The sequence below is a fragment of the uncultured Stenotrophomonas sp. genome (genome assembly GCF_945952405.1).
Lineage (GTDB): Bacteria > Pseudomonadota > Gammaproteobacteria > Xanthomonadales > Xanthomonadaceae > Stenotrophomonas.
This window is the reverse complement of record NZ_CAMFIA010000001.1, coordinates 385,205-405,516: the sequence shown is the minus strand read 5'-3', so window position 1 is coordinate 405,516 and position 20,312 is coordinate 385,205. Positions and strand designations below refer to the sequence as shown.

Below are 20,312 nucleotides of genomic sequence, written 5' to 3'. Positions count from 1 at the left end.
TGGCCATGCGAAAAAAAGGGGACGGAGGGGATTAAGTCGTTTCTGGCATAAGCGCGCGGCTTGCCAGAAACGACTTAATCCCCTCCGTCCCCTTTTTTGAACGCCAGCCCGGGGCTGGCGTTGCTGTGGACGGCTGTGCGGCTTAGTAGCTGCGCGGGCCGCGCGGCTTGAAGCCGTCACGACGCGGCGGGCGGCTGTCGCGGTCACCGCCGCGATCGCCACCGTGACCACCCGGACCACCCGGACCGCCACGACGCGGGCCACCCGGGCCGCCCGGACCGCGCTTGTCGAAGCGCGGCTTGAACGGACGCGGGGCCGGATTGATCTCTTCACCGGCCGCCAGCGGGCGCATCTGCAGCTGCTGGCCGGACACCCACACCTTCTGCAGGTGGGTCAGCACGTCCTGCGGCATCTGTGCCGGCAGGTCCAGCAGCGAGAAGTCGTCGTGGATGTCGATGCGGCCGATGTAGCGGCTTTCCAGGCCGGCTTCGTTGGCGATGGCGCCGACGATGTTGGCCGGCTTCACGCCATGCTGGTGGCCCACCGAGATGCGGTAGGTCTCCATGCCCTGCTCCGGCGCACCACGCGGCGGAACCTCGCGGCGCGGACGCTGCTCGAAGCCACCCTCGGCGTCGTCACGACGCGGGCCACGCTCGAAACGCGGACCCCGCTCGTTGCGGTCGAAACGATCGCCGCGCTCCGGGCGGTCGCCACGGTCGAAGCGCTCACGCGGCGCGCGCTCTTCACGCGGCGCACGCACCGGCGGCTGCAGCAGGAACGGCGTGTCACCCTGCAGCATCTTCGCCAGCGCCGCGGCGACTTCAATGGCCGGCACGTTCTGCTCGTTCTCGAAGCGTTCCAGCAGCTGGCGATAGAAGTCCAGGCCACCGGCACCCAGCGTTTCGCTGATGCGCGAAGTGAACTTGCTGATGCGCGTGTCGTTGACCGCTTCCACGCTCGGCAGCTGCATTTCCTCGATCGGCTGGCGGGTGGCGCGCTCGATCTGGCGCAGCATGCCCTTCTCGCGCGGGGTGGCGAACAGGATCGCCTCACCGCTGCGGCCAGCACGGCCGGTACGGCCAATGCGGTGCACGTAGCTTTCGGTGTCGTACGGGATGTCGTAGTTCAGCACGTGGCTGATGCGCTCCACGTCCAGGCCGCGGGCAGCCACGTCGGTGGCCACCAGGATGTCCAGCTTGCCTTCCTTCAGCATGGCGATGGTGCGCTCACGCTGGGCCTGCTGCATGTCACCGTTGATCGCCGCCGCCGCCAGGCCACGCGCCTGCAGCTTGCTGGCCAGTTCTTCGGTGCCGGCCTTGGTACGCGCGAAGATGATCATCGCGTCGAACGGCTCCACTTCCAGGATGCGGGTCAGCGCATCCAGCTTGTGCATGCCGCTCACCCACCAGTAGCGCTGGCGGATGTTGGCCGAGGTGGTGGTCTTGGCCGCGATGGTCACTTCCACCGGATCCTGCAGGTAGGTCTGCGCGATACGGCGGATCTGCGGCGGCATGGTGGCCGAGAACAGCGCCACCTGGCGCTGCTCCGGCAGCTTCTTCAGCACGGCTTCGACATCGTCGATGAAGCCCATGCGCAGCATTTCGTCGGCTTCGTCCAGCACCAGCGTCTTCAGCTCGGACAGGTCCAGGGTGCTGCGGTCCAGGTGGTCGATCACGCGGCCGGGGGTACCGACCACGATGTGCACGCCGCGGCGCAGGGCCGACAGCTGCTGGCCATACGGCTGGCCGCCGTACACCGGCAGCACGCGGAAGCCCGGAATCTTCGACGAATAGGACTGGAACGCCTCGGCGACCTGGATGGCCAGTTCGCGGGTCGGTGCCAGGATCAGGGCCTGGGGCTTGATCTGCTGCAGGTCGATGTTGGACAGTACCGGCAGTGCGAACGCGGCGGTCTTGCCGGTGCCGGTCTGGGCCTGGCCCAGCACGTCGCGGCCTTCCAGCATCGCCGGAATGGTGGCGGCCTGGATCGGCGACGGGGTTTCGTAGCCGATGGCGGTAACCGCCTGCATCACGGGCTCGGACAGGCCGAGCTGCGCAAACTGCAGCGGCGCTTGGGAATCTTGGGACATGGGGAACTCCGAAGGCACTGCCGTCTTCCTGGCAGTGCGATAAAAAAGGGATGGTCCGCGCTTTGGGCGCCCTTCTTATCGCGTGCCCTGGCGCTGCTCGGTCGGAGGAGATTTCACTCGCTCAGAGCGGAATGATACCGCATCGTTCCTGAACAAGGCGTACAGCTTGTCGTGCGCGTGCCGTCATGCCCGCGCTGGCGCACAATACGCGCCCTCTTCCCCGGCCCGGCCGCTGGCCCGCGCCCTTTCCCAGGAAACCCGTTCCATGCAGATTCTCGAATTCGACCTCGACGGCGACTACGTCGAACTCAAGCAGCTGCTCAAGCTGGCCGACCTGGTCACCAGCGGCGGCGAAGCCAAGATGGTCATCAGCGAAGGCCAGGTCCTGGTCGATGGCGAGGTCGAACTGCGCAAGGCCTGCAAGATCCGCGCAGGCCAGGTGGTCGAATTCGCCGACAGCCAGATCCGGGTCCTGGCTGCCGGCTGACCTGAACGGACTGATCTGAACCGGTTCAGGCCACGCGCTGGGTCAGGTGCGAGGCGATCAGCTGCCGGAACGGTGCCACGCCCTGCGCCACGCGCAGCCCGGCCGCACGCAGCAGGCGCGCCGGGCGGCGGTCGTCGGTGTACAGGCTGGCGATCGCATTGGTGGCCTCGTACAACGGCCGCGACGCCAGCCGATGGCCGCGCTGGTAGCTGGCCAGCATCGCGTCGGCGGCAATGTCGGCACCGCGGCGCTGCTGCGCGACGATGCCCTGCGCCAACCGCTGCGCGCTGGCCAGGCCCAGGTTGAAGCCATGCGCAGTGACCGGGTGCATGCCCACCGCCGCATCACCGACCAGCGCCGCACGCTCGCCGGCGAAACGGTGCGCGTACACCCCTACCAAGGGATACGCCTGCGGCGTGGCCACCGGCTGCATCCGTCCCAGGCGGTGTTCGAAGAAGCCGCTGATGGCCTCGCCGAAAACCACCTCGTCCATTGCCAGCAGTTCCTCGATCTGCCGCGGCGGCAGCGTGATCACCGCCGATGCCTGGCCCTCGTTGAGCGGCAGCAGCGCCATGGTGCGGCCGTAACCGAACCACTCCCACGCGGTGTGGTGGTGGTCGCGCTCGACCTGCATGCGGCACACCAGCATCGACTTGCCGAAGTCGCGCATCTGCGCACCGATGCCGAGCATGCGCCGGGTCGCGGAGAAGCGGCTGTCGGCCGCCACCAGCAGCCGTGCGTGCAACGTGCTGCCGTCATCCAGCGTCACCGCATGGCCCTGCGCGTCCGCCTGCACGCCCAGTACCTTGCGTCCATCGAACAGTTCCAGACCCTCCTGACCCTGCACAGCCTCCCATGCGGCGCGGCGGATCAGGTGATTCGGTACCAGCCAGCCCAGCGGTTGGCCATCGCGCTGGCTGCTGGCGAACGTCAACGCGAACGGCGAGCCGCCGTTCATCACCCTGGCATCGCGCAGCTCGGCCACTTCGGCCTGCGCCAGGCGCTGCCACAGGCCAAGGTGTTCCAGGCTCTGCCGCGAGGCATGGGTCAGCGCGATCTCACGGCCATCGAACGCGGCCTCGGCCAGGGCCTGGCGCGGCTGCACGTCCACCAGCCCGACCTGCAGACCACTGCCGGCCAGCGCGCGCGCAAAGCACAGGCCCGCCGGTCCGGCGCCGACCACCAGCACGTCCATCCTGCGCATGCGCGCCTCCTGCCGTTGATTCAGTCCGGGCCAGCATAGCGCTGCGCAACTGACTGGCCTTGATCTGGATCAGGCGCGGATCACAACAGGGCGAACACCAGCGCCAGGATCGACAGCAGCGACACCGCCCAGACCAGGCTGCGCACGTAGGGCACGCCTGCTGCATACAACGGCAGGTAGACCACGCGTGCCCAGAAATAGGCCTGCGCGGCCAGCGCGGTGGTGTCGTTGCTGCGCCCGGCCAGCACCACCGCAATCGCGGCGGCGGCGAAGAACGGGAAGGTCTCCAGGAAGTTGGCCTGGGCCCGCTGCAGGCGGCCCGCCAGCGGGCTCAGCGGCCGCGCTTCGCCATCGCGCGCCGAGGCGTTCCACTTCAGGCCACGCTCACGGGTAACCACGGTGGAGGTCGCGAAGATCGAGACGAAGCCCAGCAGCACCGACCAGGCCAGCATCGTCAGTTCAGTCGCCATCGCGGCTCTCCTCAGGGCGCCGATGCGCGCAGGCTGTAGCCGGCCAGGCGCCACACCTGGTCCTCGTCGAAACGGAACGAGACCAGTTCGCGCACCGGCTGCGCGCTGTTGGCGAAACGGGTCGGGAAGCTGACGTTGATGTACAGCCCTTCCGGCACGGCGGCACCCGCAGCGTACTTGACCCGGGTGATGGTCGGTTGGCCTCTGCCGGCCAGTGCGCCCAGGCGTCCACGTTCACTGGTCAGCTGGCTGACGAAGGCCGCCTTCGGTACGGCACGGCGCGCGACCGCCGAGGCGCCCTCCCACAGTTCACCGGCGCGGTTGGCATCGACCAGCTGCGCCACTTTCGCTGCGGCGGCGCCCATTTCCGCATCCTGTTTCTGCACCTGCGCCTGCTGCGCGGCGCTCAATGCCGGTGCGGCGGCCGTGGCCGGCTTCGCAGCCGCCGGCGAAGCCGGCGCCGGACGCGCCGGCGCCGGTGCGGGCGTGGCGGGCACAGGAACCTGCGCCAGCACGGTCAGGGGCATCAGGGACAGCAGCAGGAGCACGCGCTTCATGGACACCGCCGGTTCTCGGAAAGAACCGCAGTCTACGCCAGCTCGGTGAGCCATCCGTCAGCGTGCGTGGGCGCTGCCTTCCACTGTCGCCGCATCGGCCTGCGCGGCAGGCCTGGCGGCGTCTGCCGGCGCCTGCTCGGCCACCGGCGGCGGCGCGGACGGCGCCGGCGGCAGCGTCGCCACATCGATCTCCGACAGCGGGCTTTCTTCCGGGCACACCGCATCCGGGAAGCCGAAGCGCTGTTTCAGCGCCTGCCCGCAGCTGTTGATCGATTCCATGTCGGCGCCTTCGCGCTTGCACTGCTGATCGAAGGCGATCAGGAAGGCGTCCTTGCGCTGCACGAAATCATCGCCACAGGCGCGCATCTGCTTGATCCGCTCCAGGTCATCCTGCACCGCATTGGTACCATCCAGGCCGTACTGGCGCAGCTCGTCCGGTGTCAGCAGGCGCAGGCTGCGGTTGGGCACGGTCATCATCAGGTCGGCCACCCCCACCGCCACGCCGTTGCGCTGAAGGTAGTCCTTCACGTTGTCATAGACCTCGTGCAGCTCCCGGTTGAGCTCGGCGCGCGACGTGGCCTTGGAGCTGATCCGCATCATGCGGTGGATGCCGACCTTGCCCGACAGCAGCCGGTTGTCACCGGCGGCAAGCACGAACACGCAGGCACTGTGACAGATCGAGCCCTCGCGCACCCAGATGGTCCAGCCCGACTCACCGATGCTGTCACCGGCGACGATTGCCGACTCGACCTGGCCACCGCTGGAATCCAGATCGAGGATGCGCTTGTGGATCTTCTGTTCGTCGGCCACCACTGCCAGCCGCCACATCATTTCGGCGAAGCCCGGATTGATCTTGCCGGAATAGCGCACACGCATCAGGCCGCGCTCGGCACACGGTGCCAGCGCCTGCGTGACCTGTTCGCGCTGCAGGCCTTCCAGCTCGACGCCATCGCCGGCATCGCCGGCATATTCGGTACTGCAGCTGACCCACGCGCGGCCGTTCTCCAGCTGCGCCTGCGGCCACGGCCGATCGGCACGACTGTGCGGCGGCGCCGGCGGCGGGGGCGCATCGGCGGCATTGATCGACACCATGTTCTCGCCATCGCTGGCCGGCGCCCGTGCGGCCTTGTCGGCGGCGGTCACGTTGCCCGGGTTCTCCAGCTGACTGCAGCCCGCCAGGGCCAGGCACAACACGGGCAACCAGCGGAATTTGGCGGACATCGGGCAACCGGGATTCATGGGAGCAAGGGCCACAGTCTACCCGTCCGCGACCCGCATTCAGCGCGTGGCACTGAACCCCCTCTGACCCTGGAGAATGCGTGTCGACCGAGCTCGACGGCTATCCGTCGCCCACCACCCCAGCCACGCAGGGCGTGGATCTACCGCGTCGACCCAGGTCGACAGCCACCAACAGCAGCGCAGGCGCAGCCCTGCCGAACCCCCTTCAGCATCCATGTCCGAATCCGGCGAGTATTGCCCCCGGCAGAGGCCTAGACTGGCGCCATGGACACCGCCCTTGCCCTCGACACCGCCGCCTGCGACCGCGCCCGCCTGGCCCGCGACGCACGCTTCGACGGCGTGTTCTTCACCGCCGTGCGCAGCACCGGCATCTACTGCCGCCCGGTGTGCCCGGCACCGCCGCCGAAACCACGCAACATCACCTACTACCCGACCGCCGCTGCGGCCGCCGCGGCCGGTTACCGGCCCTGCCTGCGCTGCCGCCCCGAACTGGCACCGCAGGCGCAGCAGGCCCTCGCCGGGCAGGCCGTGCAACGCGCCCTGGCACTGATCCAGGGCGGCTTCCTGCAGGAACAAGCGGTTGCGGAGCTGGCGCAGAAGATCGGACTCAGCGCGCGCCAGCTGCAACGGCTGTTCGTCGAGCATCTGGGCGCGACGCCAGGGCAGATCCATGCCACCCACCGCCTGCTGCTGGCCAAGCAACTGCTGACCGAGACCACGCTGCCGGTAACCGACGTCGCACTGGCCGCCGGCTACAACAGCCTGCGTCGTTTCAACACGGCTTTCCTGCAGGGCTGCGGCATGGCGCCCACCGCGCTGCGCCGCCAGCATCAGCCACTGGCCGCCGACGAGGGCTGCCTGGTGCTGCGCCTGGCGTACCGACCGCCGCTGGATTTCCCGCGCATGCTGGCCTTCCTGCGCAAGCGCAGCCTGCCCGGCATCGAACTGGTCGGCGAAGACAGTTACCAGCGCGTGCTCGGTACGCCCGAACGGCCGACCCTGCTGCGGGTCACCGCCGATCCGAAGCGACCGGAGCTGCGCCTGCAGCTGGGCGCGGTCGATCCACGCCTGATCCCGGACATCGTGCGCCGCGTCCGCCGCGTGTTCGACCTGGACGCCGACCTGCAGCAGGTGCACGCGGCGCTGGGCGAAGAACCGCTGCTCGCGCGCGCTATCGCCGAGCGCCCCGGCCTGCGCGTCCCCGGTGGCTGGGATGGCTTCGAAGTGGGCGTGCGCGCGGTGCTTGGCCAGCAGGTCAGCGTCGCTGCGGCCACCACCTTCGCGCGGCGACTGGTGGATGCGCATGGCGCGCACCTGACCGGCATGCCGCCGGAATTCAATCGCCAGTTCCCGGCGCCCGAGGTGCTGGCCGAGGCACCACTGGAATCGATCGGCCTGCCGCGCAGCCGTGCCGCCACCGTACGTGCGCTGGCGGCAGCCTGCGCCAGCGGCCAGCTCGACTTCGGGCCCGGCCAGGCGCTGGAGGACTTCGTTGCCCGCTGCGTGGCGCTGCCGGGCATCGGCCCATGGACCGCGCAGTACATCGCCCTGCGCGGGCTCGGCCAGCCCGACGCCTTCCCGGCCGGCGACCTGGTGCTGCAGCAGGTGCTCGGCCATGCGCAGGGCCAACGCCTGAGCGAACGCGCGACCGAAGCGCGCTCGCAACCGTGGCGTCCGTGGCGCGCCTATGCCGTGCTGCACCTGTGGCACCTGTCCGGCACCTTCGTTGGAGAACCGACATGACGCTGTTGTTCGACCGTTTCGACAGCCCGATCGGCGTGCTGACCATCGCCGGTGACGAGCGCGGCCTGGCACATGTGCTGTTTCCGGAGAACCGCCATCCGGCACGCGGTCGCGACGACTGGCACCATGCGCCGGACGCACTGCCGGAAGCACGCGAACAGCTGCTGCAGTTCCTGCACGGCGAGCGCAGCCGGTTCGACCTTGTGCTGGCCCCCCGCGGCACGCCATTCCAGCTGCGCGTCTGGCAGGCGCTGGCGCTGATTCCGTTCGGCCAGACCTGGAGTTACCTGCAGCTGGCGCAGCATCTGGGCCAGCCCAGTGCAACCCGTGCGGTCGGCGCGGCCAATGGCCGCAATCCGCTGCCGATCATCCTGCCCTGCCATCGCGTGATCGGCAGCAATGGGGCGCTGACCGGCTTCGGTGGCGGCCTGGAAACCAAGGCCGCGCTGTTGCGCCTGGAACAGCGCCAGGCCCCGCTGTTCGCCTGAGCCGCAGCCCGACGGAGACCGGGGTCAGATCCCTTTTCCCGGGAAAAAGGATCCGACCCCACGACGGGAGGCACGGCACGCGATAGCGCACCGTGTCTTTGGTACGTCATTGCTCCGGCTTATCATGCGCGGATGACTTCCGTACGCCTGACCTGCGCGCTGGCGCTGCTGCTGCCGTTGGCTGCCTGCACCACCGCGCCCGCCCCCTTCGCCTCCGTGGCCACGCCGGTCGCTGCGGCCACGCCGCCGAAGCTGCTGCTCATTTCCATCGACGGCCTGCGCGCCGACGCACTGGACCGCGGCCTGACCCCGAACCTGCAGCGGCTGATCGACGGGGGCGTGCGCGCACGCTGGATGACACCCTCGTATCCATCGCTGACCTTCCCCAACCACTACACCCTCGTCACCGGCCTGCGTCCGGACCACCACGGCATCGTCAACAACAGCATGGACGATGCGGCGCTGGGGCGTTTCGAACTCAGCAACCGCGACGCGGTCACCAACAGTGGCTGGTGGGGCGGCGAACCGATCTGGGTAGGCGCCGAAAACGTCGGCGTGCGCACGGCGACCACGTCGTGGCCGGGCAGCGAGTCGGAGATCCGCGGTGTGCGCCCAAGCCAATGGCGCATGTATGACGGCAAGGAGCCGCTGGAGCAGCGCGCCGGCATCGTCCTCGACTGGCTGGCGCAGACCGATGCCGATGCGCCACGCCTGACCACCCTGTACATGGAGCACGTGGACAAGGCGGGACACCACTACGGTCCCGCCTCGCAGCAGTACGCGGACGCCATCGTGCGCGCCGACCAGATCATCGGCCAGGTGCTCGATGGCCTGCAGCAGCGCGGCCTGGCCGCGACCACCAATGTGATCGTGGTCTCCGACCATGGCATGGCCGCGGTCGCCGACGGCCACGTGATCGCGACCGAGTCGATGGTCGATCCGGCCATCGCGCGCAATGTCAGCCAGGGCCAATCGGTGGGTTTCGTGCCGGTAGCGGGCCGCGAAGCCGAGGCCGAACGCGCCCTGCTCGGCCGCCACCCGCATTACCAGTGCTGGAAGAAGGCGGACCTGCCGCCGCGCTGGCACTACGGCACGCATCCGCGGGTTCCGGCCATCGTCTGTGCCATGGATGAGGGCTGGGACGCGCTGCACCGGGACAGGATCGCCACTCGTTCCAAGCAGGACCGTGGCTCGCATGGCTACGACAACGCCCTGCCCTCCATGCGTGCGGTGTTCGTGGCCCGTGGCCCGTCATTCCGGCAGGGTCTGGTGATCGATGGCTTCGACAACGTCGATGTCTATCCGCTGCTGGCCCATCTGCTGCAGGTACCGGCAGCGCCGAACGACGGCAATCCGGAAACGTTGAAGAAAGCCCTGCGCTGATCCGGCTGTAGCGCCGGGCCTGCGCTCGGCTGCATCAGGCCGGGCGCGCATCGGCTCGGCGCTACAAGGACGCACGCCGGCCTGCGGACAGGCACAAAAAAAACGCGGCGCCAGGCGCCGCGTTTTTCTTTGGACCGGTCGGTCGGCCGGATCAGGCCTTGGCGACGGCCTTCTTCGCCACAGCCTTCTTCGCCGGAGCCTTGGCCACGGTCTTCTTGGCAACCGGGGCGGCGGCGCCTACGGCGACCTTGCTCGCGGTGTGCGAACGGGCGTTGCCGTAGCTGGCGTTGTAGCGCTTGCCCTTGGCGGTCTTGCGGTCACCCTTACCCATGTCTTCAACTCCTCAAGTGTGAAATCTGGTTACCCCGTACTGACACGGGTTCGGCGGGGCCGCCTTGCTGGGCGCCCCCGCGCACGATCGAAAATCCTATCACGGAGCGCCTAGTGCGCGCAGCTGGCGTCGTGCACGTGGCCGTGGTTGAGGCGCAGGTTGACCAGATGGGCGACACCCACCAGCAGGCCACCGACGGTCATCACCACCGCATGCGGCACCGCGTTGTGGTGCAGCGGGTCGTACAGCACGCCGGCCCACAGCGCGACCAGGCCGGGGATCAGGAAGCCCAGCGCACGCAGCGCACCGTGCCGGCGGTAGCCCCAGACCAGGCTGAACAGCCCGAGCAGGGTCACGAACACCACCAGCGCCTGCTCCACGCCATCGCTCAGCCAGAACGACAGGCCCAGCGAGGGTGCCGCCGCCAGCAGCACGGGGATCACCGCGCAATGCACCGCGCACAGCATCGAACCAGTGGCGCCGAAACGGTCGAGCAGGTGGCGCAGGCGTGAGGACAGGGACATGACTTCCAGCAGGGTCGGCGAATCGTTATGGAATAATATAACATCAGTTCCCGACCCGCACGGTTTCCCTCCCCCTGTCGCACCGACGGGATGCGTGCGCCCAGCGATTGATACATTGTAACAAAGGACCTGCCCATGCCCGCCCCAACCCCGCGGTTCAAGCCGCATTCCCTGGCCCTGGCCCTCGCCGCCCTGCTGCCCTCGGCCGCGTTCGCGGCCGCCGCCGACGACTCGCACCGTGACCGCCACCTGACCGAGTTGTCGTCGGTGCAGGTCACCGCCTCGCCGCTGCAGGGCGATGCCGAATCGCTGGCGCGCCCGGTGGACGTACTGGCCGGTGAGCGCCTGGACGAACAGAAGGCCGGCACCCTCGGTGACACCGTGGCCAAGCTGCCGGGCGTGCAGAGCACGTTCTTCGGCCCCGGCGTCGGCCGCCCGATCATCCGCGGCCAGGAAGGCCCGCGCGTGGCCGTGCTCTCCAACGGCATGGGCAACATGGACGCTTCCACCGTCAGCGCCGACCACGCCACCAGCATCGAGCCGTTCCTGGCCGACCAGATCGAAGTGCTGAAGGGGCCGGCCACGCTGCTGTTCGGCAGCGGCGCCATCGGTGGCGCGGTCAACGTGGTGGATGGCCGCATCGCCCGCGAGCTGCCGGAGCGTCCGCTCAGCGGCCGCGCCGAACTGCGCGGCAATTCGGTGAACAACGAGCGCAGCGGCATGTTCCGCCTGGATGGCGTCAGCGGCGATGTCGTGCTGCACGTGGACGGCCTGGTGCGCAATGGCGACGACTACCGCATTCCCGGCTACGCGGTGATCGACCGCCTTGAAGACCACCATGACCACGATCATGACCATGATGCGGCCGAAGGCGAGGAACCGCGCCGTGGCCGCCTGGACAACAGCTCGATCCGGACCCGCGCTGGCGGTGTCGGCGCAACCTGGCTGGGTGAAGGCGGCTACTTCGGCGTCTCGGCCAGCACCTACCGCACCAACTATGGCATTCCCAATGGCGCGCACGTGCACGCCGACGGCGATGATCATGGCCATGACCACGGTCACGACCATGGTGACGAAGAGGAAGGCGGTGACGAGCACGACGTGCGCATCGACATGGTGCAGAACCGCTTCGAGACCAAGGCCGGCATCTACAACCCGGTGTCGTTCCTGAAGAACATCAATGCACGCGTGGCCTACACCGACTACGAGCATGTGGAACTGGAAGCCGGCACGCCGTCCACCCGCTTCACCAACCGCGGCATCGAAGCACGCCTGGAAGCGGTACAGCAGCAGATCGGCGGCTGGGACGGCGCCTTCGGCCTGCAGTTCGGCAACAGCGATTTCGGTGCCAAGGGCGAAGAGGCCTTCGTTCCGGATACCGGCACCCGCAACATCGGCGTGTTCGTGCTGCAGGAAAAGCAGTTCGGCCCGTTCAAGCTGGAACTGGGTGGCCGCCACGACCAGGTCAAGCTGGATCCCAGCGGTGACTACCGCCGCCGCACCTTCGGCGCCACCAACCTGTCTGCCGCCGGTATCTGGAAGCTCAACGATGCGGTGGACCTGCGCATCGGCGTGGACAGCTCCGAGCGTGCGCCGACCAATGAAGAGCTGTATGCCGCTGGCGCGCACATCGCCACCCGTTCGCTGGAAATCGGCGATGCCAACCTGAAGACCGAGCGCGGCCAGCGCATCGAACTGGGCATCCACACCCACGGCGAACGCCTGGACTTCTCCGCCTCGGTCTACCAGACCAGGTTCAAGAACTTCATCTATCTAGCCGACACCGGGGTTACCGAAGGGCTGCCGGTGCGTGCCTGGACGCAGCAGGATGCAGTCTTCCGCGGTGCCGAAGCCGAAGCCCTGGTGCACCTGTTCGAAGGCGGCGCCGGTGACTGGGACCTGCGCCTGTTCGGTGACTACGTGAAGGCCAAGCTGGATGGCAGCGGCAGCCGCAACCTGGACATCGCCGTGCCGCATGGCGACCACAACCACAACTACTCGGTGGTGCTGGCCAACACCGGCTACCTGCCGCGCATCGCCCCGGCCCGCGTCGGCGCCGACCTGCGCTGGTCGAAGGACGGCTGGCGCGCCTCGGTCGGCGCGGTGCGCTACAGCCGGCAGAAGGATGTCGCCCAGAACGAAGCGCCGAGCGACGGCTACACCCTGGTCGATGCGCACCTGGCCTACCGCTGGGATCGCAACGCCAGCAACAGCTACGAGGTGTTCCTGGATGGCAGCAACCTGACCAACCGCGAAGTGCGCCCGCACACCTCGTTGCTGCGTGACTACTCGCCGCTGCCGGGCCGTGGCGTGGCGTTCGGCATCCGCGCGTTCTTCTGACCGCGCAACGGGGTCGGGACCCATTCCAGCGGAATGGGCTCTGCCCCCTCCCATCCACGCCGGGCGTGGATCCACTGACCATTTCGCGGGGGGCCTTCGGGCCCCCTTTTTTATTGCGACACCCATCACACGAACGTCACAAAGATGTGCGTACGACAACAAACGGACAATCCCGTCACTCAACGTCTCGCCAACCGGACATTAATGTCCGAAAATAAACCCATGACCGCTCAACGTGCCGATGCTGCTGCCCGCCGTGCCCTCATCCTCGACGCCGCCGATCATGTCTTCGGCCAACACGGCGTCACCGCCCCGCTGGACCTGGTGGTCGAACGTGCCCAGGTCGGCCGCGCCACCCTGTACCGCAACTTCCCCGATCGCACCGCGCTGATCCAGGCCCTGCTGCAACGGACCGTGGACCGCATCCGGCGCCAGGTCGAACAGCTTGGCGACCGCGACGACGCCCTGTTCGAGGTCTTCGACGGCATGGCCCAACGCATCATCGATTCGCCAGCGCTGGCCGATTACTGGCGCGCGGTCGATCCGGAAGTGCCGGCCATGCGCAGCGCGCGCGAGACCGTGCGCGACCTGCTGGAAGCACCGATTGCGCGGGCCAAGGCCGCCGGCCTGTGCCGTGCCGACCTGGAGAAGACGGATATTTCGCTGATCTCGGGCATGCTGGGGGCCGCCCTGCGCGGCAAGACCCGCGACGAGCGCGCCCAACTCGCCGGGCGCGCCCTGCAGCTGCTGCGCGGGGGTCTCCAGGGAGCAGCCAGCGAGGCCCGCTGATGGTCCAGCCGTATCTGAAGCCGGTTCCGGATTGGGAGGAGCACGAAAAGCCGACCATGCCCGGGTCGGCCTCGATGCCCTGGCATCCGCCCTATCGGCGCGTGGCCTACGCGCTGGTATCGCTGCTGGTGGCGATCACCGGCGGCCTCGGCAATGCGCTGGTCACTGCCAACCTGCCGTTCCTGCAGGGCCAGCTGGCGCTGACCCCGACCCAGGGCAGCTGGCTGGTGGCGGCCTACGCGATGGTCAACGTCACCGCCAACCTGCTGGCGTTCAAGTTCCGCCAGCAGTACGGCATCCGCCTGTTCGCCGAGATCGGCCTGGGCCTGTACGCGGCGCTGGCGGTGCTGCACCTGTTCGTCGGCAGCTTCGAGACCACCCTGCTGACGCGCGCCGCCAGCGGATTCGCCGGTGCCGCGTGTTCGACGCTGGGTACGCTGTACATGCTGCAGGCCCTGCCGCGGCGCTTCACCGGCAACCTGCTGGTGGTCGGCGTGGGCCTCTCGCAGCTGGCGGTGCCGATTGCCTGGATCGTCTCGCCGGGGCTGGTCGATACCGGCCAGTGGCACCAGTTGTACTCGTTCGAAGCCGGCCTCGCACTGTGTGCCTTTGCCGCGGTGGTGGTGCTGAAACTGCCGCCGGGCATCCAGGTGAAGGCGTTCGAACCGCTGGATTTCCTCACCTTCGCCCTGCTCGCGCCGGCCGTCGCCCTGCTGGTGGTGGTGCTGGCGCAGGGCTATACGCGCTGGTGGCTCGACACGCCGTGGCTGGGCTGGTCGCTGGTCGCTTCCATCGCGCTGTCCACCACCGCCTTCATCATCGAACACTACCGGCGTAATCCTCTTCTGCAGACGCGTTGGCTGGCCAGCCTGCCGGTACTGCACTTCATCGTCGGCGCGTTCCTGATCCGCTTCCTGACCACCGAGCAGTCCTACGGCGTGGTCAACCTGATGCGCACGCTGGGCATGGGCCCGGACCAGCTGCGTCCGCTGTTCGTGGTGATCCTGGCCGGCGTGGTCACCGGCATCGCGGCAGCATCGCTCACCTTCGGCCCGAAGCGGCTGATCGCGCAGCTGCTGATGGCGATCCTGCTGCTCGGTGCAGCCGCGTTCTTCGACCAGCACCGCACCAGCCTGGACCGGCCACACGACTTCTATGTCAGCCAGTTCCTGGCCTCGGTCGGTGCCGGCATGTTCATGGGCCCGCTGATCATGCTCGGCATTTCCGCCGCGCTGAAACAGGGCGTGGACCACATGATCACGTTCCTGGTGACGCTGTCGATCACCCAGACCCTGGGCGGCCTGGCCGGCTCGGCAGTACTCGGTACCTTCCAGCTGCATCGCGAACAGCTGTACTCCAGCGCGCTGACCAGCCAGCTCGACCCGGCCGACCCAGTGGTTGCGCAGCGCCTGCGCATCCAGCAGCAGCTGTACGCCGCGCAGGTCACCGACCCCGTGCTGCGCAGTGCACAGGGCAGCGCGCAGCTGGCGCAGACCACGCGCCGCGAAGCCAATGTGCGTGGCTTCAATGATGTGTTCACCCTGAGCGGCTGGCTGGCGATCGGCTTCCTGTGCTGGTTGCTGCTGCTGTCGCTGCGCACCGCCGTGCTCAAGCAATGGCGCAAGCGCCACCCCGCCTCCCCCGCTGCGGCCTCACCGGCCGCGCCCCGCTGAGTCCACCACCATGCCTCCCGTCCCGCCCCGCCCCGACGACACCGACGCCGACAACGTCACCCCGCCGCCGCCCACCGATGCGGCGCCGGCCGCCACTACGGCCGCACCGGCCGCCGCGCCCAAGTACCTCAAGCCCAGCGCACGCAGCGTGGTGGTGATGGTGGTCGTGGCACTGCTCGGCATCGCGCTGATCCTGCGCGCCTGGCACCTGTGGCCGTTCACCAGCAGTGTGATGGTCACTGACAACGCCTATGTGCGCGGCCAGATCACGGTGATGGCGCCGCAGGTGAATGGCTACGTCACCGAGGTGCTGGTGAAGGACTTCCAGCACGTGAAGAAGGGCGAACCGCTGCTGCGCATCGACGACCGCATCTACGCGCAACGCGTGTCGCAGGCACAGGCGACGCTGGACAGCGCCCGCGCCGCACTGGCCAACTCGGACCAGTCACAGGCGCAGAACCGTGCGCAGATCGCCTCGGCACACGCCACGCTGTCAGCCGGCCAGGCCGAGCTGCAGCGCTCGCGCAACGAGGCCCGGCGCTACGAGGAACTGGCCGCACAGCAGCTGGTCTCGGTCAACGACCGCGACAAGTTCCGCACCAGCCAGGCCTCGGCGCAGGCCAGCGTTCAACAGTCGCAGGCGCAGATCCGCATCGCCGAGGAAACGCTGGTCTCGACCCAGGTCGCGCGCAAGAGCCTCGAAGCACAGGTGGAAAGCGCGCAGGCACAGCTGGAGCTGGCCCGCATCGATCTGGCCAATACGGTGATCCATGCACCGCGCGATGGCCAGATCAGCGAAGCCAGCGTGCGCGTGGGCCAGTACGTGGCGGCCGGCTCGCAGCTGCTGTTCCTGGTACCGGACGCGCTGTGGGTAGTGGCCAACTACAAGGAAGGCCAGACCTGGCAGATGCGCATCGGGCAGCCGGCCACTTTCGCGGTGGATGCGTTCCAGGGCCAGGTGCTGCGCGGCCACGTGGAGCAGATCGCACCGGCCACCGGCTCCGAGTTCAGCGTGCTGCGCCCGGACAATGCCAGCGGCAACTTCACCAAGGTGGTGCAGCGGCTGCCGATCCGGATCTCGATCGATCCGGACCAGCCGCTGGCTGCGCGGCTGCGCCCGGGTATGTCGGTGATTGCGCGGGTGGATACCGCGGTGGAGCCGGCAGCGGCCCGGTAAGGTCAACGGGGTCAGATCCCTTTGCCCGTGGCAAACGGATCTGACCCCATTCCCGCCCGTTACTTCAGCCGGCGCAGCGGGCGCAGAGCCCGTGCACTTCCAGGGTCTGTGCCTGCGGCTGGAAGCCGAGTTCCTTGGCGCGCTTTTCCAGCTGGGTGACGATCTCGCGGTCTTCCAGCTCCACAGCACTGTGGCAGCTGTTGCAGATCAGGAACGGCACCGAATGCGCGGCGCTGCTGGGGTGATGGCAGGCCACGAAGGCATTCACCGATTCCAGCTTGTGCACGAAGCCGTTGGCCATCAGGAAGTCGAGCGCGCGGTACACGGTGGGCGGGGCATCAGCGCCCACGCCCTTGCCGTTGCGCACCCACTCCAGCAGCTCGTAGGCCTTGACCGGCTTGCCGGCCTCGGCGATCAGCTTCAGCACATTGGCGCGGATCGGGGTCAGGCGCAGCCCGCGTTCGCGCGAGACACGCTCGACCACCGCCACGAAATCCGATGCATCGTGGACGTGGTGGTGCGGGGCGGTGCAAGCAGTGGCGGTCTTGGCGGGCATGCGTGTTCTCCGGTTCGGGCCTGGCAAGGATGCCTCAGGCCGCTGCTACCTTGGTGATGGCCACATCAATGCGTTTCAAGGCCTGCTCACGGCCGGCCAGGTACACGGTGTGGGAAATGTCAGGGCTGACCTGGGTGCCGGTGATCGCCACGCGCAGCGGCTGGGCGACCTTGCCCATGCCGATCTCCAGCGCCGCGGCGGTATCGTGCAGGGCCACGCCGACGGCTTCCGCGGTCCATTCCGGCAGCGCCGCCAGCAGCTCACGGGCCTTGCCCAGCGCCACCTCGGCACCGGCCTTGAAGTGCTTGGCAACCGCCGCTTCGTCGTACTCGTTCAGCGGCTGGTACCAGACCACGGCCTTCTCGGCCATTTCCTTCAGAGTCTGCACGCGCTCGCGCAGGGCAATCACCACGTCCTCCGGGGCCGGGCCGGCGGCCAGGTCCAGGCCCAGCTTCTGCAGCTGGTAGACCAGGTGCGGCACGATGGCCGCCAGTTCCTCGGTCTTCAGGAAGTGCTGGTTGACCCAGCCCAGCTTGGCCATGTCCAGGCGCGAGGCCTTGGAATTGCAGTCCTTCACGTCGAACAGCTCGATCAGTTCCTGGCGGCTGAACAGCTCCTGGTCGCCGTGCGACCAGCCCAGGCGGGCCAGGTAGCTCAGCAGCGCGTCGGGCAGGTAGCCGGCGTCCTTGTACTGCATCACGTCGGCCGCGCCGGTGCGCTTGGACAGCTTCGCACCCTGCTCGTCCAGGATCATCGGCATGTGGCCGAACTTCGGCACCGGCGCGCCGATGCCCTCGTACAGGTTGATCTGGCGCGGGGTGTTGTTGATGTGGTCGTCACCGCGGATGACCTCGGTGATGCCCATGTCCCAGTCGTCCACCACCACCGCGAAGTTGTAGGTGGGGTAGCCATCCGGGCGGAAGATGACCATGTCATCCAGCTCGCTGTTGGCGATCTCGATGCGGCCCTTGATCAGGTCGTCGAACACCACCGTGCCCTGCAGCGGGTTCTTGAAGCGGATGACGCGGTTCGGGTCTTCCCGGTACGGCAGGCCCAGGTCGCGCGCAGCGCCGTTGTAGCGCGGCTTTTCCTGCTTGGCCATGGCGGCCTCGCGCATCGCGTCCAGTTCTTCGCGGGTCTCGTAGGCGTAGTACGCCTTGCCGTCGGCGATCAGCTGCTCGGCCACTTCGCGGTAACGGGCCACGCGCTCGGTCTGGTAGATCGGGCCTTCGTCGTAATCCAGGCCCAGCCAGTCCATCGCCTCCAGGATGGCGTCGATCGCCCCCTGGGTACTGCGCTCACGGTCGGTGTCCTCGATGCGCAGCACGAACTCGCCGCCACGGTGGCGGGCCTCCAGCCAGCAGTACAGCGCGGTGCGGGCACCACCGATGTGCAGGTAGCCGGTGGGACTGGGGGCGAAGCGGGTGCGGCAGGTCATGGAGGGCTCGAGGAACGGGAATCCCCCGATTTTACCAGCCCACCGCCCCCCACGGAAAAAGGGGACGGAGGGGATTAAGTCGCGATTGCCCCACCCGCGGGCCAGCGGGGGTCACGGAGGGGGAAAACGACTTAATCCCCTCCGTCCCCTTTTTCAGGGTTCGGGCTTGCGCGGGAAGGGTTGCTCGCGCATTGCGGCGTTGTAGGCGAACGCGGCGACGATCGCGGCGGCCTGCTTCAGGTCTTCCGGTTCGGCGTGGTCCCAGGTGTCCAGATGGCTGTGATGGACATTGGTGAAATAGTCCAGCCGGTCCTGGATGAACTGGAAGCCCGGCAGGCCGATGCGGTCGAAGCTGATGTGGTCGGTGCTGCCGGTGTTGCGCGTGGCCACGGTGGTCGCGCCGACGTCGTGGAACGGCGCCAGCCAGGCTTCGAAGATCGGCATCGCCGCCAGGTTTTCCTGCGCATAGATGCCACGGAAACGGCCGGAGCCATTGTCCATGTTGAAGTAGACCTGGAACTTGCTGTAATCGCGGGTCTTCTGCAGCGCACCGGTGGGCTCGCGCAACGATGCCGGCAGCGCCTTCTGCGCCGCGTCGGCAGGTTCCGGGAACTGGCCGAAATGCTTGGCCACATAGGCCTGTGAGCCAATCAGCCCCTGCTCTTCGCCACTCCACAGCGCCACGCGGATGGTGCGCCGCGGCTTGGCGCCGGTCGCCTTGAGGATGCGCATCGCCTCCATCATCACCGCCACGCCCGCGGCGTTGTCGGCCGCGCCGGTGCCGCTATGCCAGGAATCCAGGTGCGCGCCGATCATCACCACTTCGTCCGGCCGGCTGCTGCCGCGGATCTCGGCCAGCGTGTTGTAGCCGGGCTGGTTGGCCTCGTCGGTGAAGCGGGCGGCCACGTCCACGCGCAGGCGCACGCTCTGCTTGGCCTTCAGCGCACGCACCAGCGGATTGAAGTGCTCGCTGATCATCGCCAGTTCGGGGATGCCGACCGGTTCACCGGCCTTGCGCGAGCCGCCGCCGGCAACGCGGATGATGCCGTTGTCCCAGCTGCTGATGCTGATCGAAGCCAGTGCGCCTTCTTCGACGAAGAAGGCGTTGACCTTGGTCGCCAGCACCTGGCGCTCCTGGTACTCCTTGACCCGCTTGGCGCGCTCGGCGGCCGCATCCTGGTCCTTGGGCAGGGTGAACGCCTGCAGGCCTTCCAGCGAGGTCGCGTCATGCCGGTGCGAATCCGGCTCGGTGCCCCGCTTGTACTCGCGCGCCTCGCCCAGCAGCAGGATCTTGCCGCGCAGCTTGCCGCGATACTTCTCGATGTCTTCCGGCTTCTTGATCTCGACCTGCACCAGCTCGCCTTCGACCGGCCCCTGCGTACCCGGTGTCCACGCCTTCGGCAGCGCATGCAGCGGCTGGATGCGGTCCCCCAGCATTTCCACGCTGGCCGAAGTGAACTCCCAGCCACGGCCGAAGTCATCGAAGGCCTCGTCGTGGACGTTGTCCAGCTTCCATTCGTTGAACTTGCCGCGGGTCCACGCGTTGGCGCGCCCCATTGCCGGCGAGTTGGTCAGGCGCGGCCCGATGCGTTCGGTGAGGTAGCTGAAGGTGTCCATCACCTGCGAACGGTGGAAGGCCTCCTGGCGGATCCGGCTGACCATGTCCAGGTCCACCGTCTCGCGCTGCTGCGCGCCTGCATTGCCACCCATCGCCAGCGCTACCGCCAGCACGCCCCACTTCAGCACATCGCACCCCTGCCCTTCGGCTCGTTCATCCAGCCAACGAGTCTAGCCAGCAGGGGCGCTGCGATACCGTCCCATCGG

18 protein-coding genes are annotated in these 20,312 nt (G+C 68.1%); 8 read left to right on the top strand and 10 right to left on the bottom strand.

What is annotated here, in order from left to right:
* Positions 1 to 142: 142 nt before the first annotated feature.
* The gene (locus Q0P60_RS01910) at positions 143 to 2,089 is read right to left on the bottom strand and encodes a DEAD/DEAH box helicase (protein WP_294987663.1); all 1,947 of its coding nucleotides are present in this window, start codon (positions 2,087 to 2,089) and stop codon (positions 143 to 145) included.
* A 265-nt stretch (positions 2,090 to 2,354) separates the two neighbouring features.
* Between Q0P60_RS01910 and Q0P60_RS01905 the strand changes: the two genes are divergently transcribed.
* The gene (locus Q0P60_RS01905) at positions 2,355 to 2,576 is read left to right on the top strand and encodes an RNA-binding S4 domain-containing protein (protein WP_006426190.1); all 222 of its coding nucleotides are present in this window, start codon (positions 2,355 to 2,357) and stop codon (positions 2,574 to 2,576) included.
* 25 nt (positions 2,577 to 2,601) lie between these two features.
* On the opposite strand, the gene ubiM is transcribed toward Q0P60_RS01905, so the two are convergent.
* From ubiM to Q0P60_RS01885, 4 genes are all read right to left on the bottom strand, one after another.
* Entirely contained in the window at positions 2,602 to 3,780 is a 1,179-nt protein-coding gene (gene ubiM / locus Q0P60_RS01900; RefSeq protein ID WP_294987661.1) for a 5-demethoxyubiquinol-8 5-hydroxylase UbiM, read from the bottom strand.
* Between the two features lie 80 nt (positions 3,781 to 3,860).
* Positions 3,861 to 4,250, bottom strand: a complete 390-nt coding sequence (locus Q0P60_RS01895) for an MAPEG family protein (protein ID WP_294987660.1) — start codon at positions 4,248 to 4,250, stop codon at positions 3,861 to 3,863.
* An 11-nt stretch (positions 4,251 to 4,261) separates the two neighbouring features.
* Complete coding sequence (locus tag Q0P60_RS01890; RefSeq protein WP_294987658.1) at positions 4,262 to 4,807, bottom strand: DUF4019 domain-containing protein; 546 nt, start codon at positions 4,805 to 4,807, stop codon at positions 4,262 to 4,264.
* Between the two features lie 57 nt (positions 4,808 to 4,864).
* Positions 4,865 to 6,028 carry a hypothetical protein gene (locus Q0P60_RS01885; RefSeq protein WP_294987656.1) on the bottom strand — a complete coding sequence of 388 codons (1,164 nt, stop codon included), beginning with the start codon at positions 6,026 to 6,028 and terminating at the stop codon, positions 4,865 to 4,867.
* Positions 6,029 to 6,310: 282 nt separating this feature from the next.
* Between Q0P60_RS01885 and Q0P60_RS01880 the strand changes: the two genes are divergently transcribed.
* From Q0P60_RS01880 to Q0P60_RS01870, 3 genes are all read left to right on the top strand, one after another.
* A complete protein-coding gene (locus tag Q0P60_RS01880; RefSeq protein ID WP_294987655.1) occupies positions 6,311 to 7,789 on the top strand; it encodes a DNA-3-methyladenine glycosylase 2 in 1,479 nt (492 codons plus the stop codon).
* On the top strand, positions 7,786 to 8,277 hold the full coding sequence (locus Q0P60_RS01875) for a methylated-DNA--[protein]-cysteine S-methyltransferase (RefSeq protein WP_294987653.1): 492 nt from the start codon (positions 7,786 to 7,788) through the stop codon (positions 8,275 to 8,277). Before Q0P60_RS01880 ends, Q0P60_RS01875 begins: the two co-directional genes overlap by 4 nt.
* A 132-nt stretch (positions 8,278 to 8,409) precedes the next feature.
* Entirely contained in the window at positions 8,410 to 9,660 is a 1,251-nt protein-coding gene (locus tag Q0P60_RS01870) for an ectonucleotide pyrophosphatase/phosphodiesterase (protein ID WP_294987651.1), read from the top strand.
* 151 nt (positions 9,661 to 9,811) lie between these two features.
* On the opposite strand, the gene Q0P60_RS01865 is transcribed toward Q0P60_RS01870, so the two are convergent.
* Together Q0P60_RS01865 and Q0P60_RS01860 are read right to left on the bottom strand one after the other, a co-directional pair.
* Positions 9,812 to 9,991, bottom strand: a complete 180-nt coding sequence (locus Q0P60_RS01865; RefSeq protein ID WP_004150462.1) for a 30S ribosomal protein THX — start codon at positions 9,989 to 9,991, stop codon at positions 9,812 to 9,814.
* A gap of 110 nt (positions 9,992 to 10,101) precedes the next feature.
* The gene (locus Q0P60_RS01860) at positions 10,102 to 10,515 is read right to left on the bottom strand and encodes a MerC domain-containing protein (RefSeq protein ID WP_019338435.1); all 414 of its coding nucleotides are present in this window, start codon (positions 10,513 to 10,515) and stop codon (positions 10,102 to 10,104) included.
* 135 nt (positions 10,516 to 10,650) lie between these two features.
* Here Q0P60_RS01860 and Q0P60_RS01855 point away from each other — a divergent pair, with 135 nt between their 5' ends.
* From Q0P60_RS01855 to Q0P60_RS01840, 4 genes are all read left to right on the top strand, one after another.
* Positions 10,651 to 12,855, top strand: coding sequence for a TonB-dependent receptor (locus Q0P60_RS01855; RefSeq protein WP_294987647.1), 2,205 nt, complete (start codon positions 10,651 to 10,653; stop codon positions 12,853 to 12,855).
* Positions 12,856 to 13,077: 222 nt separating this feature from the next.
* Positions 13,078 to 13,644 carry a TetR/AcrR family transcriptional regulator gene (locus tag Q0P60_RS01850; protein WP_294987645.1) on the top strand — a complete coding sequence of 189 codons (567 nt, stop codon included), beginning with the start codon at positions 13,078 to 13,080 and terminating at the stop codon, positions 13,642 to 13,644.
* Positions 13,644 to 15,317 carry an MFS transporter gene (locus Q0P60_RS01845; protein WP_294987643.1) on the top strand — a complete coding sequence of 558 codons (1,674 nt, stop codon included), beginning with the start codon at positions 13,644 to 13,646 and terminating at the stop codon, positions 15,315 to 15,317. Before Q0P60_RS01850 ends, Q0P60_RS01845 begins: the two co-directional genes overlap by 1 nt.
* Positions 15,318 to 15,327: 10 nt before the next feature.
* Positions 15,328 to 16,494 (top strand): HlyD family secretion protein, encoded by a 1,167-nt coding sequence (locus Q0P60_RS01840; RefSeq protein WP_294987641.1) that lies wholly within the window; start codon positions 15,328 to 15,330, stop codon positions 16,492 to 16,494.
* Positions 16,495 to 16,558: 64 nt separating this feature from the next.
* Here the strand turns inward: Q0P60_RS01840 and Q0P60_RS01835 are convergent, their stop codons facing one another.
* The 3 genes from Q0P60_RS01835 to Q0P60_RS01825 all read right to left on the bottom strand — a co-directional run bounded on the left by Q0P60_RS01835 (position 16,559) and on the right by Q0P60_RS01825 (position 20,234).
* Positions 16,559 to 17,050 carry a Fur family transcriptional regulator gene (locus tag Q0P60_RS01835; protein ID WP_004150412.1) on the bottom strand — a complete coding sequence of 164 codons (492 nt, stop codon included), beginning with the start codon at positions 17,048 to 17,050 and terminating at the stop codon, positions 16,559 to 16,561.
* Positions 17,051 to 17,084: 34 nt separating this feature from the next.
* Positions 17,085 to 18,488, bottom strand: a complete 1,404-nt coding sequence (gene gltX / locus Q0P60_RS01830; protein WP_294987638.1) for a glutamate--tRNA ligase — start codon at positions 18,486 to 18,488, stop codon at positions 17,085 to 17,087.
* A gap of 153 nt (positions 18,489 to 18,641) precedes the next feature.
* Positions 18,642 to 20,234, bottom strand: coding sequence for a M20/M25/M40 family metallo-hydrolase (locus Q0P60_RS01825; RefSeq protein ID WP_294987636.1), 1,593 nt, complete (start codon positions 20,232 to 20,234; stop codon positions 18,642 to 18,644).
* Positions 20,235 to 20,312 lie beyond the last annotated feature (78 nt).

What these genes read in the sequence shown, in the direction of transcription:
- Q0P60_RS01910 (WP_294987663.1), bottom strand. Translation starts at nt 2,089, where the DNA reads ATGTCCCAAGATTCCCAAGCGCCGCTGCAGTTTGCGCAGCTCGGCCTG.
- Q0P60_RS01905 (WP_006426190.1), top strand. Translation starts at nt 2,355, where the DNA reads ATGCAGATTCTCGAATTCGACCTCGACGGCGACTACGTCGAACTCAAG.
- ubiM (WP_294987661.1), bottom strand. Translation starts at nt 3,780, where the DNA reads ATGCGCAGGATGGACGTGCTGGTGGTCGGCGCCGGACCGGCGGGCCTG.
- Q0P60_RS01895 (WP_294987660.1), bottom strand. Translation starts at nt 4,250, where the DNA reads ATGGCGACTGAACTGACGATGCTGGCCTGGTCGGTGCTGCTGGGCTTC.
- Q0P60_RS01890 (WP_294987658.1), bottom strand. Translation starts at nt 4,807, where the DNA reads ATGAAGCGCGTGCTCCTGCTGCTGTCCCTGATGCCCCTGACCGTGCTG.
- Q0P60_RS01885 (WP_294987656.1), bottom strand. Translation starts at nt 6,028, where the DNA reads ATGTCCGCCAAATTCCGCTGGTTGCCCGTGTTGTGCCTGGCCCTGGCG.
- Q0P60_RS01880 (WP_294987655.1), top strand. Translation starts at nt 6,311, where the DNA reads ATGGACACCGCCCTTGCCCTCGACACCGCCGCCTGCGACCGCGCCCGC.
- Q0P60_RS01875 (WP_294987653.1), top strand. Translation starts at nt 7,786, where the DNA reads ATGACGCTGTTGTTCGACCGTTTCGACAGCCCGATCGGCGTGCTGACC.
- Q0P60_RS01870 (WP_294987651.1), top strand. Translation starts at nt 8,410, where the DNA reads ATGACTTCCGTACGCCTGACCTGCGCGCTGGCGCTGCTGCTGCCGTTG.
- Q0P60_RS01865 (WP_004150462.1), bottom strand. Translation starts at nt 9,991, where the DNA reads ATGGGTAAGGGTGACCGCAAGACCGCCAAGGGCAAGCGCTACAACGCC.
- Q0P60_RS01860 (WP_019338435.1), bottom strand. Translation starts at nt 10,515, where the DNA reads ATGTCCCTGTCCTCACGCCTGCGCCACCTGCTCGACCGTTTCGGCGCC.
- Q0P60_RS01855 (WP_294987647.1), top strand. Translation starts at nt 10,651, where the DNA reads ATGCCCGCCCCAACCCCGCGGTTCAAGCCGCATTCCCTGGCCCTGGCC.
- Q0P60_RS01850 (WP_294987645.1), top strand. Translation starts at nt 13,078, where the DNA reads ATGACCGCTCAACGTGCCGATGCTGCTGCCCGCCGTGCCCTCATCCTC.
- Q0P60_RS01845 (WP_294987643.1), top strand. Translation starts at nt 13,644, where the DNA reads ATGGTCCAGCCGTATCTGAAGCCGGTTCCGGATTGGGAGGAGCACGAA.
- Q0P60_RS01840 (WP_294987641.1), top strand. Translation starts at nt 15,328, where the DNA reads ATGCCTCCCGTCCCGCCCCGCCCCGACGACACCGACGCCGACAACGTC.
- Q0P60_RS01835 (WP_004150412.1), bottom strand. Translation starts at nt 17,050, where the DNA reads ATGCCCGCCAAGACCGCCACTGCTTGCACCGCCCCGCACCACCACGTC.
- gltX (WP_294987638.1), bottom strand. Translation starts at nt 18,488, where the DNA reads ATGACCTGCCGCACCCGCTTCGCCCCCAGTCCCACCGGCTACCTGCAC.